At 57.2% G+C, this 16,792-nt stretch carries 7 protein-coding genes; 2 read left to right on the top strand and 5 right to left on the bottom strand.

Translation table 11 applies throughout. The features are described from left to right. Window positions 1-3: 3 nt before the first annotated feature. Window positions 4-2,331: a hypothetical protein gene (locus tag EDB95_RS15425; RefSeq protein ID WP_133994698.1), complete on the bottom strand. Its 2,328-nt coding sequence runs from the start codon at window positions 2,329-2,331 to the stop codon at window positions 4-6. A 325-nt stretch (window positions 2,332-2,656) separates the two neighbouring features. On the opposite strand from EDB95_RS15425, the gene EDB95_RS15420 reads away from it, so the two are divergent. After that, entirely contained in the window at window positions 2,657-4,153 is a 1,497-nt protein-coding gene (locus tag EDB95_RS15420) for a glycoside hydrolase family 71/99-like protein (RefSeq protein WP_133994697.1), read from the top strand. 197 nt (window positions 4,154-4,350) lie between these two features. On the opposite strand, the gene EDB95_RS15415 is transcribed toward EDB95_RS15420, so the two are convergent. From EDB95_RS15415 to EDB95_RS15400, 4 genes are read right to left on the bottom strand one after another with little or no spacing between them, the layout of a single operon-like run. Further along, entirely contained in the window at window positions 4,351-7,896 is a 3,546-nt protein-coding gene (locus EDB95_RS15415; RefSeq protein ID WP_133994696.1) for a glycoside hydrolase family 2 protein, read from the bottom strand. After that, window positions 7,896-9,038 (bottom strand): glycoside hydrolase family 99-like domain-containing protein, encoded by a 1,143-nt coding sequence (locus tag EDB95_RS15410; RefSeq protein WP_133994695.1) that lies wholly within the window; start codon window positions 9,036-9,038, stop codon window positions 7,896-7,898. Before EDB95_RS15410 ends, EDB95_RS15415 begins: the two co-directional genes overlap by 1 nt. A 4-nt stretch (window positions 9,039-9,042) precedes the next feature. Continuing rightward, window positions 9,043-10,860, bottom strand: coding sequence for a SusD/RagB family nutrient-binding outer membrane lipoprotein (locus EDB95_RS15405; RefSeq protein WP_133994694.1), 1,818 nt, complete (start codon window positions 10,858-10,860; stop codon window positions 9,043-9,045). 2 nt (window positions 10,861-10,862) lie between these two features. Next, window positions 10,863-14,114: a SusC/RagA family TonB-linked outer membrane protein gene (locus EDB95_RS15400; protein ID WP_133994693.1), complete on the bottom strand. Its 3,252-nt coding sequence runs from the start codon at window positions 14,112-14,114 to the stop codon at window positions 10,863-10,865. A 112-nt stretch (window positions 14,115-14,226) separates the two neighbouring features. On the opposite strand from EDB95_RS15400, the gene EDB95_RS15395 reads away from it, so the two are divergent. Next, window positions 14,227-16,701: a Kelch repeat-containing protein gene (locus tag EDB95_RS15395; protein ID WP_133994692.1), complete on the top strand. Its 2,475-nt coding sequence runs from the start codon at window positions 14,227-14,229 to the stop codon at window positions 16,699-16,701. Window positions 16,702-16,792 lie beyond the last annotated feature (91 nt).

The raw sequence follows: 16,792 nt of genomic DNA, 5'->3' as shown, positions 1-16,792 counted from the left end.
CTTTTAAAATGTTTTTGTGTACGTCGCCCGCCCCCAGTCGTTTTGGAACAGCCGCCCGCTGGGGCTGGGCAGATACCCCCGTTCGTAGGACAGCGCGAGCCTGCCGAGGCGCTTCATCTGCCAGCTGACATTGCCGTTGTAGCCTAAGGGTTCGGGCGTCCCGTTCAGGCTGTTGTATTTGATGCCGCCTCCCGCCGATATGACCGGGCTGATCCGCCACTGCACACCGGGGCCCGCGGACAACAGGGTGTAGCCCGGGCTTTTGGTAAGGGTGGCCGATCCACTCAGCGTCAGGTTGTGTAAGAGGATGGTTTGATTAAAAAACCAGCTTTGGGCGTCGTAGAACAAGAAGCCGGCCTGGTTGCTGCTGTTGAAATACCGGGTATATACCAGCGAAGAAGTCATGAGCAGGCTGCGCAATTTGTAGGCGTAGGTAGCGGAGCCCATCAGGGTATAAAACCGGTTTTCCACCAGTTGGCCATTGACGCTGGTGAGTTGGGAACAGGGCAGGAATCCCGCTGTAAAGACGGGCAGCTTTGGTAACCTCAGCGATGCCTGGAGGGAATAAAAGACCGATTTGCTGTCGTAATTGTTGACAACAAAAGGGGTCGAATAGTCGTCGCGCTTGACGGACGCGTTCACCACCACCCTTTTCCTCCAAAAATATTGATCCACCCTGGCCTGCCAGGTGCTGGTATTTGCATTATTGTTAAAGAGGTTGAAACACTGGAAGTATACCCCCATCCGGTTGTACATCCCGTAGATATGGGTGTCGGACCAGGGGATATAACTGAAAAATTGAAGGGAATAGGCCTCGTTGGCGCGATCTCCAAAGCTTAACATCTTACCCGATGCGGCGCCGGTGGCGATGTACTGGGGGTAAGACGACTTTGCCACCTCGGCGGTAACGTACGTATTCCTGTCAATCGGAAAGCGTCCTTCCAGGGTGATTCCCGTGAGGTGGTTGACGTCGGGCGCGCCGCTCGTGTTCACATACGAGGTCTGTTTGGTACCCGTGTATACGGTGAAGTAAAGGTGTTTGTGTTCCGGTTCGCCCACACCGAACCGACCAAGGATTACATATTGGTTGGGCGAAGACGTTCCCGTCAGGAAGTCCAGGTAGCGGAAGTCGATTTTCCCCGCGGCAAAGGCAGCATAGTAGTGGCGGCAGTATTCCACGTTCACCCCCAGAACGCTGATGTTTTTGGCGGACAGTTCGGTATAGTTCACACTGCTCCTGCCGATGGAGGCCTGGCGGATGCCCAGCAGCCAGCTGCCGCCACCTTTGGAGCTATCGGGGTACATCTTTTTCAAGCCATTCAGGTCGCCCGCGTTCGACAATTTGTCTACTGAGTCCTTGCGGGCCTGGAGGGCGTTCCGGGAGCTGTCGAACTGGTGTTGAAGGGAGTCCTGGGATTTGAGGGATTTTTGCCATGCGGAGAGCTTGCCATCATATTCCTGGATGAAGGCGATAGCATTTTGCACGGCGCTGGTGTCCGGACTGTTCAGCTTCGACGTATCCTGGAGGCCCGGCTTTGGCACCGCGGGCGCTGACAGCGCCTGCGCGACGGAAGCCGACGGCATGTTGGGTGTCATCCCGCGCAATTGCGCCAGCGCGCCATTCGCTGCGGAATCCCCTTGCAGGGAATCCTGTTTCAACACGTTGGCGCTGCTGATCAGTTGCTGCACCTGTTTGTCCGAATTCAACCAACCGTACAGCGACTGGTTGCTGTTGTACCGGCTGACCGAAGAGGCGTACAAAAGGCTGTCCTTTTGCTCGTCCCCCCGGATCCGCCCCAGGATCCGGTTCTCTTCCTGGTTGAGCAGGGAAGACCCGTAGGTCCGACGGTCGAACTGGACGTTGGCGTCTATGTAATTGTTGATGTAGGGTATGTTCGTCTGGAAAACCCCTGCATGAAAAAGAACGGGGTATTTGTCCAGGAGGGTCGTGCTGACGTTGGCGGTCACCTGGTGCTGTACGAAGCTGCTGCCCGGGTAAGACGTGTCCGGGGAGGAATGAAGCGAGTAATCGTAGGTAAAATCCCCGTGTGGATAACGATGTAGTGTTTTTGTTTTCATGGCGATCACGGTGACAGGTGGATTTTTTTCCGGCTCGATCGGTGAATAATGCGTGGGGTAGCTGTCCATGGTACAGATCGACGTCTTGCAGGAACCGCGGCTATAGGACAGGACAAAGACCGTTGCCGAGTCCGGCGGTCCCACCGTGTCCCTGACCAGGATGGTCGTGTCCCTTGCCCAGCGAAAATCCCCTCCCAGCGCTCCAACGCAGTGGAGGCAACACAACAAGACAATGGATAGCCATTTTCGCATAGGGGAGGTTAAGCAGTCCGAAAGGGCACGGGGAGGCCACCCGGTTCCCGGGCAAGCATGCGCCGCCCGTTGCCTGGCCGGTCACCTGGTCAAAGGTTCGGAAAATCGATCTTCGCGTCCCGGCTATGGGAAACGATGGGTGGTGTGTCTTGGGAAAACCCCGTCAGGGGCAGGGGGAGAAAGATTTGGGAGGAAAGCAAAGGTCTGTTTCATAATCGTACGGGTTTCAAATGGTAGTTCAATATATAAACTTTTTTTTACAAAACAACATTAATTATATAAAAATTAGGTCCCCTATTAAGGTGAGCTGACTACATTATGCCTTATGAAATATAAAACGATGCTTAGCTTACCGGTCATACTTCTGTTGACCGCCCATTGTGCCAAACATTCAACAGCCAACCAGGCCGGTAATGGCGCCCTCTCCGTTTCCGGACCGGGAGACGTGGTGGGCAAAGTCACCGTCGGCTACCAGGCCTGGTTTGCCGCCCCCGGCGACGGCTCCCCCTGGAACGGCTGGTGGCACTGGCCGGGTTCGGTGGATCCCAACTATAAGGCCTGGCCGGATATGCGCCAGTATACAAATGGATACCCCTCTGTCTATAGTCCATTGAACGATGGTCAGCCCTCCACCCTTTTCTCCGACTGGGACCAATCCACCATCAACACCCAGTTCCTATGGATGCAGCAAAACGGTCTTGACGGTGCCGCCCTCCAGCGGTTCAACCCCAACAGCCCCGAAGGACCTATCCGGGACGGGATCACGGCCAAGGTCCAAACGGCCGCGCAAACTTACGGGCGTAAGTTTTACATCATGTATGACGTGACCGGGTGGACCAATATGGAAACGGAGATCAAAACCGACTGGACCGGCAAGATGAGCGCCTATACTTCCTCCAGCGCCTACGCCCACCAGAATGGAAAACCCGTCGTTTGTATCTGGGGTTTCGGGTTCAACGATGCCAACCACAATTTTACGGCGGCCGCCTGCCAGGACGTGATCAATTTTTTCAAGGGACAAGGCTGTTATGTGATCGGGGGCGTCCCCCGGGAATGGAGGACGGGTACGGGCGGCTCCCGGTCCGGGTTCCTCTCAGTCTATCATTCTTTCAATATGCTTTCGCCCTGGCTCATCGGCGCCATTGGCAGTGTTTCGGACGCAGACAACGTATACAATACGTTCATGGTGCCCGATGAAGCCGATTGCGTCAGCAACGGCATTGACTACCAGCCTTGCGTCCTCCCGGGGGACCTTTCGATGCACCAGCGGGTGCATGGAGACCTCCTTTGGCGGAACTTCTATAATACAACCAGGGCCGGGGCGCAAGGTCTCTATATTTCCATGTTCGACGAATTCGGAGAAGGCAACCAGATCGTCGCTACGGCCGAAACCACCGCTGCCGTCCCCTCCGGCACCAATATCCTCGGTCTGAACGAAGACGGCACCGCCTGTTCGGCCGACTATTACATGCGCGTCAGCGGGGACGGCGCCAAAATGTTCCGCAAACAAATCGCGCTGACCGCCACACGGCCCACGCCGCCGGTGCTGACGCCCCCCACGAGCCTGACGCCCCACGCGCTCGCAGGCGCCTCCATCCAGGTCAACTGGTCGGCGGTGACGGACGCCCCCTGCTATAACCTCAAGCGCTCCACTACGAACGGCGGCCCCTACACCACCGTGGCCGCCGGTGTTACGGGAAGCGGGTATACCGATACCGGGCTGACACCGGGTACCACGTATTACTATGTCGTCACCTCCGGGCATATCAATGGAGGAGAGAGTGTGAATAGTGGGCAGGTGAGCGCGGTGGCGGGGCCATAGTGGTGCGATCCGGCAGCGGCTCAATCGTCGTGGAGCACCTACCCAGAGGGTATTTTCATCGCCCCAAATTGGCGTCAAGCTATACATTGACAATACCCCCTAATGTCAAGCTATAAGTTGATGCCAATTTAAGGCGCTGAAAAACCTTCCCGGTGGGGCTGGACAACCAGGCAATGGTCATCAATGCCCCATCAAGGTTAAAATCCGGTCTGCAACATTTTGATCATATTCCCCAGCAGCCTCCCGGCCACAGGATCGGTCACCGCCTTCTCATACAGCACTTCCGAAAGGATCGCGCCTCCTTTATCCCGGATCAGGACGACCGGAAAACCCCTCAACGTTTCCAGTTTCGCTTCACGTTGCGCTATGTCGCCTTGCAGGTAACCGTGTACGCGCGTATAAGAAAGCGGCGCCTCAAGCCCCGCCCCGCGGTTGATCTGGAAGGCCCCTGCACAGACGGAGGGCGATTCCCGCAGGTTGTCGTTAAAATACCGGAGGTCCAGGGGTTCCAGACCGTCGAACAGGGGAGACTCCGGTATATCCATGTTCATGATCTCGCCTTTGCTATCCAATACCCCCTTTATGTAACGCGGATATAACGAAGCCGCCAGGCTACCCGGGTTCAGCACGAGCACCCGGCCTCCCCCGGATACGAACGCCCTTATGCGCGCCGGGTCATCACCCGGGTTCAGCCCGGCAAGCATCAGGGGGCCGGACGAAGACAAGGCGTCGGTCAGGGTCGTGTATCGATGGTAAGGAATACCAAGCGTATCCAAAACCCCGGACAACCGGCCGCTATAATCGAGGATGGACACCGGCGCCGGGGACTTCGATCCGGCTGTTCCCGCGGCCCAGGACCGACCGCCCAATACGATCGCATAATCGTTGGAGGACAACACTCGCCCGTCCCGGACGATTTTGAGCACCAGTCGCGCGTCCACGCGCCCGCTGACGGTCGGAAGGGTGACCTCCGGCGAGAGCCACCGGCGCCCGTAGTAGGGCACGGACCCGAGGGACTCGGACCCGGAGGCGAGCACCCGCGGTTCGCCGCCGGAAGCCGGCCCGGCAACGCTTTCGATGCTCCACTGCAAAGTCGAAGGCTCAGCAAGCACACGATCATCCTGATCATTCACCACACACACCCTGACGGGCAACCGCGCCCCGCCATAAAAGTGCCTCCCCCAAAGCTCCCCCGACACCAGCAGGGGCTGCATCGCTTTTTGCATCGCGTAATACACGGGGTATGGCTGGATGCTGTCGGCGGAATAGACATTCCGGAACCAGGTGATGGCTGCGAAGTGGAGGGTGCCGGACGCCAGGCTGTCGGTGCGCCGGAAGGCTTCGGCGAGCTCTTTGGTGATAAAGGCGTGCGTGGTTAAAAACAGGGAGGGGTCCGCATAGTCATAGGCGTACTTGCCGACCAGCGCCTGGGGCGTCTGGTGGACAAAGGTGTAGAAACGCACGGGGTGGCCGGTTTCGTTGTTGGAGTAGCCGGTGGACATTTCCTGGCTGATCAGGGGTCTGCCCTCATTTTTATACCTGGCCTGGAACTCGCCCTTGAACTGGTCAAAGATGGAGTTGTCGTACCAGTTGGGGTACATGTGGATGTCGTCCACATCGCCGTCGTCAACCTCCTTGAAAAAGCCGGCGCCGAAACGTTTGCCGCGATGGTAGTTGGAATCGAAGACGACCGGTCGTGTCGGATCGATTTGACGCATGCGTTTGACCACCGCGGAAATGATCCGCATCTTCAGCTTCGCGCGCTCGATGTCGGGGTCGTTGTCGTAGAACTTCATTTCATTGTTGACGGTCCACAGCAACAGGGAGGGGTGGTTGCGGTATTTGTGCAACAAGTCGAGGAACTCCCGCGCCCAAAGATCGATCAATGTCTGGGAGGGCATGGTGCTTTCGATCATCAGCCAGGGCCAGGTGCCTTCGTAGCTTACGCCCAGCCCTACCCTATCGGCGGCCTCCAGCCAGGTTTCGGTAAAGGGGACGGTATGGGTCCTCGTTGCGTTGAGGTGGGCGTCGTGCATCAACTGGCAAAACCGGTCTGCCAGCCGGCCATCGTTGGGCCCCAGGGGCATCGCGGTTTGGTTGGCGCCCCTTAGCCAGTACCGGTGGCCGTTGAGGTAGAAAAATCCATCACGCGCCTCGAAGGTCCGGAACCCGGAACACACGGTGACCGTGTCCGAACCGGTGGAAAAACGGAAGTTGTACAACTGGGGGTCCTCCGGGGACCAGAGCCGGGGGTGTAGCCCCTCGACGGCATACCGCAGGGTGACGGAATCCCACGCTTTGATCGTTTGGTTAGGGACCGACAACCCGGTATAAAGGGAATCAATCGCCGTCCGCAGGGCAAAAGTTTTATCCTTGGGTCCATCATTGCGGACCGTCACCTCCATATCCGCTCCCGTCAACCCCGGTTTGATAAACACATCCGAAATATGCAGGGGGTCCGTGATGGTAAGCTTTACGGGCTGCCAGATCCCCGCGGGATCGTCGACAAAAAAACCGTGCGCAAGGTCCTTGATCATCCGCTGCGTTACTTCCACCGTGACGGCCACATCCGCCACCTTATCCGCATCCTTTATGTCCTGTACATATTCCTTGAGGACCTTTACCGTCACAAGGTTTTTACCGGGATGGAGCAAACTGGATACGTCGAGGGTAAAGTTCCCGAACATGCCGATATGGCTGCCGGCTGCCTGTCCGTTCACCCAGACCTCTGCGACCTTTGATACGGCGTCGAAAGACAATTCGATATGCTTGCCGGCAACACTCTTCGGCAGCTCGATCCACTGCCGGTACCAGCCGATGTCGGTCCGTTTATAGTCGAAGGTATAGGCTTCGCACCGGTCAATCTCCTGCTGATAATATTTGTCCGAGGCGCCTTTGCTGTCGTCTTTGTATTTCTCCCCGTGCAGCCATACGCGGCTGGGGTTCCAGAAGTCCGGGACGTGAAGCACGTGCCAGCCCTGGTCGGAGCGGGTCACCGAAGTGGCCTCTTCGGCGTCGGGCAGCTCGTACCCCGGCTCGAACAACCAGTTCCCGTCCAGCGAGACCTCCGTGCGGCCAGCCCCAATAGAAGAGACCCGCACGGGCTGGAAAGCGGCCCGCTCCAGGCGGCGCCGTTTGGCCGCGGAAGCCTCCCCTTCGCGTACCCGCCCCGGCATAGCCGTCAACGGCTGCACCTCCAGGCCCGCATACTCCGTAGGAATATAGCTTCCCCCCAGGGTCACCTGCCCATTGGGACAAAGCCCCGTGTTCGGATCCCGGACGTCGATGCGCGGCAGGGTCTCGTCCCCGAGAAAAATCCGGATGCGGTCACCCAGCACCTGGACCCGGAACCGGTACCAGGTCCCCGGTGTCACCGGGAACTCCAGCGGCCGTAGCGCCAGGTAGTCGTCGGTCCCCATAAACCCAAGGCGTTCCAGGTAGAGCGCGTTAAAGCGCCCACCCTTTAGCCCGAAGACGTAGCGATCGTCCCTGTTCCGGGCGCGGAACCCGGCGCAAATATGGACGGCACCGGCGGGCACCACGGAGCCCACGCCGGATGCCCGAAAGCTAAACTGATAATCCCTCCAGGCAGTATCCCCAAAACAAGCATACGCATCCTTTGTCCGCAACACTCCGTCGGTAACGGTACAAAGCCCCCGACCAATAACAGAACGCACGTCCATCTGCTGGGCCGCAAGAGACAAAGGCAACAAGCACACCCATAAAACCAGTCTATACATCATTACTTCGTTTTAAATTCCTGCCGCACAATATCCAAGTAGGACTCCCCATAGGGCTTTACGCCGTGCGTATTCGTTGTATCCGGCTCCAGTTGCATATCATACTGCCACTGATTCCAGGAATCGATCAATACCATCCTGATCCCGCCGGGGATGGTATCGGCATTCATCTTGGCCACGTTGCAAAGCTGGCGGAACAGCGCGCCGCTGTCGGTCCGGGGATAGACGGGGTTGGTGCTGGAGGGGGTGGTGATGGTCGGGTCGCAGGCGGGGCTGATGTCGGGGATATAATTGATCCCGCCCATGCTGTCGCGGAAGTAGGCCCTGGAGTATTCCCAGTTTTGGTCCATGGCCTGGGGCAGCACGTACCAGCGGTCCCAGGAGGTCAGGCCGGCGTTTCCGCTGAGGCTGTTGTGATAGATGGCGTCGACGCAGCCCTCGAAACGGTCGATGTACCGGGCGGGGGGCGACCAGGGATCCTGCATACCGACGAGGTACATCGCGAAGCCCAAAGCAGACAAGTGATTCCGGATGGAATCGTAGATCGCAATATTGTTGTTGGAATACATATTTTCGGCGGCCTCAATGTACAAGAGCGTTTTGCCGTTCACCTTCATGTAGTTCGGGTTGTTCATAAACGCCGAAGCGGCCCTAACAAAATCCGCTAAAAAATTAGCCAGCGCCGTGGGCTGACTTTCCAGGGGTTTGGTGTTGCTGATGCCCAGCGCACCGGCGTTCAAATTATAAGCAAGCGCGAACTTCATAGACGAATTGACGTTCACAAAGGTCTGCACCAGCGTGGAATCATGATGCCAGTTGGCCGTGTCCTTGGTAGGCGACCGGTAGGCAAACAGGAAGTAGTCGATACCCGCCCGTTGTGCCTGCGCGATGTGCGTGGTCATGATCGCAGGAGACACCGGCATGTTGTAAGGCCCGACGACGGGCACGCGCTTCACCGCCGGGTTGAAAGTCGTGTTGTTGTAATAAAACGCACCAACAGTATAGTCTTTGGTAACAAAGATCTGTGGAATGGTATACGCGAGGATGCTGCTGCTGGGCGACGGCCCCTCGTTGTTCTTCAGGAACGGCCACTTCTTACAGGAAAGCGCCAGCAAAGCCAGGAATAACAAAAGATATTTGTACATAAGTTTAAGGATGATAGGTGGAAAGGAGGGTGTAAGAAAACTTGGCGCTCAATGCGGCCGCCTTCAAAGACTCGAAAGTTGGCCCATACCACTTCTGAAGAAACCGTACATCATACCCGGTTGGCGCAAACGTATTCCAGTCCTGCACCACATTGGGCTTGGAAAAATTCAACTGTATATCCGGGTTGTATTCGTTGTTGACAATCAGGGAGGCATTCGAAGGATTCAGCGCGAGGTCGGCCACGCCCTGGTTGTACCCTTGCGGATTCAAAGCCGACTCGTTGCTGGGATAGGAACCGCGGCCCGGCACGTCCATCCAAAGCGTATGCGACGTGTAGCTGGCGTTCCCACCCGGGTTGAGCTCCGGTGGAAAAGTAAAAAACCGCGTCCGTCTTTGCAGACACCAGGCGTCAAAGGATTGGTCGGGGAAATAGTTCATCCATTCCTGGGCCCAGATCTGGTGGAGGATGTCGGGGATGTTGGCATTGGTCAGGTCGAGCAGGTCCCAGTAGGCGTTGTTGTTGACGGTGCCCCATTGTACGCCGGGTTGCGCCATGTAGGTGGCGAGCTGGTTGGACGACAGGCCCCAGTAGGCAAAATTGGCGGCGATCCCGTTCTGGTAGTACTGCTGGGGGGTGGACGCGCCTCCAAAGCCCAGTTGGGCGGCCTCGGCTTTCAAAAAGTTACACTCCGCGTAAGAGAGCATGATGAGCGGCCGCACGGGGTTGTTGATCACGGCATCGGATACCAGCGAATAGGCGGTGTCGTTGATACCGGACAGGGGATTGGTCTGGCCCGTCAGGGAGGAACTCCAGTTGGGGAGAAGGCTGGTATACGTGGCGGACAGCGGCTTTCCGAGGAAAGGAACGCCATAGGTGACGATCCGCATGGAGTCGTCAAAAATGCTGGGGAGCGTATCCGTCACCTGGAAGCGGGCCGTATGCGAGGTCACCGAGTCGAAGTAAACCGGCATGCGGGGATCGCTGTAGGAACGCATGAACACGCTCATAAACTCCGACATCCTGGGGGGAATGTTGTGGCCCGTGGAAGAATACGGGTAGTAGCTGTTGGAATTGATAAAGAACAGCCAGTACGGGTTCTGGTTGTTGGTAACGTTCTCGTACGCCATCTTCGCGGTCTCCGCCTCGGACTGGATCAAGCTGGATTCATTCGTCATACAGTCACGGATATTGGCAACGGCGGCGGCGTTCAGATTTTTCATACAACGCAACGCGATTTTCAGCCGGAGGGTATTGGCAAAGTGCACCCAACTGGTCAGGTTGCCGTTGTACACCACGTCGTAGCTGAGCTTGTCGCCCGTGGGCACGATCCGGGTCGTGGCGTCCTTCAGGCTGTCGAGGATATAGGAATAAGTAGAATCCTCGCTGTCAAAAGCAATGGTGTTGAGATAGTTGAGGTTATTGGCCTGGCGGACGGGAATGGGTCCGAACTGCCCGACAAGGATGGAAAAAGTATACCACTTCAGGATGCGGGCGATCTGTACGCGGTTGTTGTACAGGGAGTCGCTTCCATAGGTGGTGATCGTTTGGTCCAGGTTTTCCAGGACGTTGTTGTAGGCGGTCTTCCAAAGACCGGCGTCGGTAACGTCGTAGCGGGAACCCACCCAGATGAGGTTGCCGATATCCCAGTACTTGGTATAGTTGTAGGTGGACATCTGGATGTTGAGGGACCGGACCGCGGCCTCGATGGTGGCTTCGGGGGCCACGACAGTGAATTTGTTGGGGTCCTGGTTGAGGGTGGTGAAGTTCTTGGTGCAGGCGCACAGCACCAGCAGACCTATATAGACAAATACTTTTCGCATCACTAGAAGTTTAATTTTAAGTCAAAGCCATACTGGGCGGTGGGAAAGGAATCGCCGGCGTCGATCCCCTGGGCATTGCCGGAGGAATTGGCGGCTTCCGGGTCGATCCCCTGGGGCACTTTTTTGTAGATCGTCAGCAGGTTGCGGCCGACAAAGGCCATGCGGATGCCGCGGACCGGCCAGCGCGCGATCCATTGCTGGGGGATGGTATAGCCGAGTACCAGTTCCCCGACCTTGACGTCGGTGGCGTCGAAGGTGATCGCCGGTGTGTTGTTCAACACCATGTCGGACTCGTAGGTGGTCGGGTTCATCCAGACGGTGCTTTTGGCCCCCACCTCGTAACGGCCGTTTTTATCCAGGATGGGATTGCCCTTGCTATCTACCTTGATCAGGTAGGCGTTGTGGTACTGGACACCTTTGACACGGCCCGAGTCTGCGTAGCGGGTGACCGTCGACCCGACGGTCTGCCCGATGCCTTGTTGCTCGTTGCCGTTTTCCCCGAGGATGATGGAGCTGAACAGCCACTGATCACGTCCGATCAGGCTGGCCTGGGTCACCCCCGCAAAGTTGGCCCGTCCGTAAGAGGCGGAATAGATCTTGCCGCCCCACTTTATATCGAACAGGATGGAGAAGTCGAAACCGGCATACGAGACCGACGTACCCACGGAGCCGATCCAGTCGGGGTGGTAATTGCCCAGGTAGGTATTGGGCTGTACCACGGTCCGGCCGTTGGCCTGCACGAGCGTGGTATCCCCGATCATGTAGGGGGCGTTGCCCTGCATATACCCATAGGGTTGCCCTACTACGGCATTCACGTGCACCCCGAGGTTTGAGCCGAGCTGGTAGGTATTTACCCCCGGCGCCAGGGCGACGACCTTGTTGCGGTTCATCGACCAGTTGGCCAGCGCGGTCCAGAGGAACCGCCGGCGCCGGAGGATCGTACCGGACGCGGACAGCTCTATGCCCTTGTTGGTGATCTGGCCCGCGTTGACGATCTGCGCGCTAAAACCCGTTTCCGGGGCCGTCTGGGCGGTGATGATCTGGTTGAATGCCTTGGTGCTGTAGACCGTTCCGCTAAAAGTGAGTTTGTCGTGGAAAACGGTCACGTCCACCCCCGCCTCCCGGGACCGTGTTTGTTCCGGTTTGAGGTTGGGGTTGTTGAGCTGGTTGTTCGAGGTATAATAGATGTACGGATTCCCAAGGAAAAGTCCCCCATACGTATAAGGGGTGATGAGCGCCTGGGCGGGAGCGGAGTTGCCCACCTGTGCCCAGGACGCGCGGAGCTTGCCGTAGCTGAGCAGGTCATGGTTGCGGATGAAGTCGCTAAAGATAAAGCTGGCGCTCACCGAGGGGTAAAAGAAGGAGCAGTTGTTGACCGGCAGCGTGGACGACCAGTCGTTCCGTCCCGTGACATCGAGGAAAAGAAAGTCTTTATACCCCACCGTGGCGTTTCCGAATATCGACTGCGTATTGGTGCGGGATTCCGCTTCCGATACCGTCGGGACGGCATTGCTGTTGCTGATGGAGGGCATGTTGTGCACCAGCAGGCTGTTGACCGCCTGGGTCCTGGCCAGGCTGCTGTTGGTCACGATCTCCGCCCCCGCGTTGGCAGTGAGGGTCCAGGTGGGGTTGAACCGTTTGTTGAACATCAGCATCGCGGAGTAGTCGCCGTTGAGCGAGTGTTGCTCCAGGTCGCTGTAGGACCCTTGCGGTGTTTGCAGCCCCCCCAGTTCCCGGTACTGCCAGGAGCTTAGGAAGTTCATATCCGTGGCGCCCTGCAGCCGGAGGCTTAGCATGGAATTGATCCGGCTCGTGGCGGTGATCCCGCCGATCAGGCGGTTGTGGGTGTCCTGGTTTTTGTCCTCGTACAGCGACCAGTAAATGTTTTCGATGCTGTTGACGCTACCCAGCGCGTAGGAGTTGCCGGTGGCCGGGTTGACCCAGGGGCTGAGGGCGCTCAGGTTAAAGCTGCGGGGCATGTATACATACGCCGACATCGGGCTGGCCGGGTCCAGGTTCCGGACCGTCCGGTCGTGGGTGGTCTGGTTGGTGAACAGGATCCAACTGTCCAGGGTCAGCCAGTTGATCTTGCGGGTCACGCTCAGGCTGACGTTATTGCGGCGGATCTGGTTTTGTTCGGGGAGGACATCGTTGCTGTAGACATTGGTATAGGACAACCGGAAAGATCCGTTCGCATCCCCCTTGCTGACCCCGATGTTCGAGGTGTTGGTGACGCTTGTCTTATACAGCGATTCGATGTTCCCGGGCTGGGGCGAATACCCCCCGGCGATGGGCTGGCCCGCAAAGTTGAGGTAGGGCTGCCCCAGCATCGGCATCCCCCAGGTGCTCCCGCTGGAACCCATTTTGACGGCGCCCGTCCCTGGAACGATGTAGTTCGCATTGGGTACGAGCAAACCGTTGGCGCCTTCGCCGTATTCGTTTTGATACGCAGGGAATTCGCTGATGGAATTCCACATCGTGTTTTGGTTCACGGTGATCCCCAGGTTCTTGTCCCCGATCTTACCCTTTTTGGTGGTCACCAGGATCGCCCCGTTGGCGGCCCTCGACCCATACAGGGCCGCAGCATTGGGCCCCTTGAGCACCTCGATGGAGGCGATGTCGTCCGGGTTCAGGTCCTCGGCCCCGTTGCCGTAGTCGAGGTTGTCTCCCCGGGTATCCCCCATGTCGTTCTGGATAGGAACGCCGTCGACGACCCACAAGGGCTGGTTGTTGCCGGTGATGGAATTTTCGCCCCGGATCACGACCCGGGTGGACGATCCGGGCTGCCCGGTCGTCGTCACCTGTAAACCCGCCACTTTCCCGGCGAGTCCGTTGGTGATGTTGACATCCCGGGCCTCCGTCAGCCGGTCAGCATCAACCGACTGCTGGGAATAGCCGATCGCCTTCTGTCGTTTGGTCAACCCCAGGGCGGACACGACGATCACGTCCTTGAGGTCCTTGGACGAGGGCGACAGGCTGAGGTGCAGGTCCGTTTGACCCCGGAGGGCGATTTCGGTTGACCCATAGCCAATAAAAGAGAACTGAAGAACGTCCGCCTGGGGATCGTCCACATTGATCATAAAGCGTCCATCGGACTTTGTCAGCGTGGACACTTTTTTGCCCTTGAGAACGACCGTTACCCCTTCCATGGGCTCGTTCTTTTCATTAAGAACGGTTCCCCGGATCGGGACTTTTTGGGCCTGGGCAAAAGAAAGGAAGGCGAGGCAGGAAAGCCAAACAAGCAATCTTTTCACGTCGTTAGTTTTAGAGACCTGAAACTAGCGCGGGAGGCATAATAATCGAATAATGATTAATTAATTGTGGCCCATTAAGACAAAATTTTTCAAAAATTATTAATATGGCTGTATGAATCTGGCCAAGCACACATTATACTTACTGCTTATATTAGTTGCGCAACGAGGGGAAGGACAGGGTTTAGGCTTTTATAACAACGACAACGAACAGGACCGGCGGACGAATCTAAACGTCACGGCGGAGAAACCCCTCATTTTTCCCCACAATACAGAACTGACCTTCGACCTTTCGTACCTCCCGGGTTACCAGAACTCTTTTGGCTATGTGCTCCGGCTCGTCCGGAACAATACCCAGAACATCGACCTCCTTTTTGACAAGGTCAACTTCCCGGAAGGACACTTCCGGGCGGTCGTGGGGGACAAACCGCCGTTTGCTTCTTTTATCCTCGACAGCAACCGGATGTTCGAAGCCTGGAACACCATCCGCCTGTCGATCGACTTTACACACGACCGTTTGCTGTTGTACGTCGGCAAGGCGTGTTATATCCAACCGGGCATGCACCTGTCCCCCACCGATAGTTTCCGGATCTCCTTTGGCGCGTGTACGGTACCCCAGTTCAAAACCGGCGACGTGCCCCCGATGAAGATCCGGAATGTCCAAATCACCTCCGAGGGCAGGTTGCTGTACCACTGGCCGCTGGACGAGGACAAGGGGGGGACGGCCGCCGAAACCGAAAGAGGCCTGACCGGTCTTGTGCAAAACCCGTTGTGGATCAAAAGCACCCATAGCCAGTGGCGGCTCATCGACAGCCTGGTGATCGACGGCGCGGCGAGCTGTGCCTTTGATGCCCGGCACAGCCTTTTGTACCTGGTCGGCCGGGACTCCGTGACCGTCTACGCCCTTCCCGGCGGCAGGGTCCAGACCATCCCCTACGAGACCAGGCAATACCTGCTGGCGGGTAACCAGTCCCTGTACGATCCCTTTGTGCACCAACTGTATAACCTCTATCCCGACCAGCAACTCGTCTCCGCCTTTGACTTCAACACCCGCCGCTGGGACAAAGCCTATCTGCCCGGGGACATCAACTATTGGCACGTCAACAAGTTTGCTTCCGCCCTGGATACCTCCATCTACGTGCTCAACGGGTACGGTCACATGAAGTACAAAAACACGGTCTTCCGTTACCATATCCCCACCCGTACCTGGGAACGCATTGATACAAAGGGAGACACGCTGACGCCCCGCTACCTGGCCGCCGCCGGTGCCACCGCCGAGGGGGATACCCTTTATGTGCTCGGCGGACGGGGGAGCTCCAGCGGGGAGCAGATCATGAATGCCCGTAACCTGTATGACCTGTTGCGTTTTGACGTGCGGACCCGGACCTTTGAGAGGCGTTTTGCCCTGGCCCCGGGGGAGCAGGATTTTGCGTTTGCCAACTCCCTGGTGATCGACGAACACGACCGTTCCTATTATGGCCTCCTGTATAACAACCAGGAATTCCACTCCCACCTGCAACTGATCAAAGGGTCGCTGGACATGCCCCTGTACACCGCACTGGCGGGCCAGATCCCCTATCCCTTCCACGACATACATTCCTTCACCGACCTGTATTATAGCCCCGTGACCCGGCAGTTTGTGGCGGTCATCTTTTTCGAGGACAGCTCGTCCACCGGTCCCTCGCATACCAGTGCCCGTATTTATTCTTTGGATGCGCCGGCCGAACCGGCCACCGTGGCTATGGCGGAAGCACCCGCCGGGAGAAGCGTCTTCTGGTATTTCCTGTTGCCCGTCGGCCTCGTGGGGCTTTTCCTGCTCCTGCGGCCGGCAAAAAAACGCGTCCATGCGGCACCGTCTGTGTCGACGGCAGTGGCCCCCCACCCTTCCGCCTCGATCTTTTTGTTTGGCGACCTCCAGGTGTTCGACGCAGAGGGAACAGACCTGACCAAACAATTCTCGCCCCTGCTCAAACAATTGTTTTTGCTGATCCTTCTCTACTCCATCAAAAACGAACACGGCATCGGTTCCGAAAAACTGGACGAAATCCTTTGGTTTGACAAAACGGAGAAAAGCGCGCGCAACAACCGGTCGGTCAATATCGGAAAGCTAAAGGCCCTCCTGGACCGCATCGGCGGCTGTGACCTGTCGAAGGAAACGGGCTACTGGAAGATCACCCTCGATCCGGGTAAAGTTTATGTCGACTACCTCAGGTTCCACACGCTCCACAAAAACGAAGCAAGCGCGCTGGTGGCCATCATCAAAAGGGGCAGCCTGCTCACGGGCGTGGAATATCCCTGGCTCGACGCCTTTAAATCCGACGTATCCAACCGCGTCATCGACACCCTGCTGCATTTTGTAAAACACGGCAACCCCGACCCCGACTTTCTGCTGGAGATCACCGATAGTATTTTCTTTTTCGATCCCGTCAATGAGGACGCCATGATCCTCAAGTGCAAAACGCTGGTGCAATTGGGAAAACATTCCCTTGCCAAGCAGGCGTACACTTCTTTTGTCAAAGAGTACCAACAATTGTACGGGGAAAATTTCAAAAAAGATTTCCAAAGCATATTGAACGCATCCTCTTTTTAGCATAGTTTTTGCACCGCCAAGGCCGCGCATTTCCGCGCCTGGCGCTGTACACGCCGTAGAGCTTCCATGACACACCGATTGCTTTTTCAAT

Origin of the sequence: Dinghuibacter silviterrae (assembly GCF_004366355.1) — a bacterium.
Classification (GTDB): domain Bacteria; phylum Bacteroidota; class Bacteroidia; order Chitinophagales; family Chitinophagaceae; genus Dinghuibacter; species Dinghuibacter silviterrae.
This window is presented reverse-complemented; position numbering and strand designations above follow the sequence as displayed.

What these genes read in the sequence shown, in the direction of transcription:
- EDB95_RS15415 (WP_133994696.1), bottom strand. Translation starts at nt 7,896, where the DNA reads ATGATGTATAGACTGGTTTTATGGGTGTGCTTGTTGCCTTTGTCTCTT.
- EDB95_RS15410 (WP_133994695.1), bottom strand. Translation starts at nt 9,038, where the DNA reads ATGTACAAATATCTTTTGTTATTCCTGGCTTTGCTGGCGCTTTCCTGT.
- EDB95_RS15420 (WP_133994697.1), top strand. Translation starts at nt 2,657, where the DNA reads ATGAAATATAAAACGATGCTTAGCTTACCGGTCATACTTCTGTTGACC.
- EDB95_RS15425 (WP_133994698.1), bottom strand. Translation starts at nt 2,331, where the DNA reads ATGCGAAAATGGCTATCCATTGTCTTGTTGTGTTGCCTCCACTGCGTT.
- EDB95_RS15405 (WP_133994694.1), bottom strand. Translation starts at nt 10,860, where the DNA reads ATGCGAAAAGTATTTGTCTATATAGGTCTGCTGGTGCTGTGCGCCTGC.
- EDB95_RS15395 (WP_133994692.1), top strand. Translation starts at nt 14,227, where the DNA reads ATGAATCTGGCCAAGCACACATTATACTTACTGCTTATATTAGTTGCG.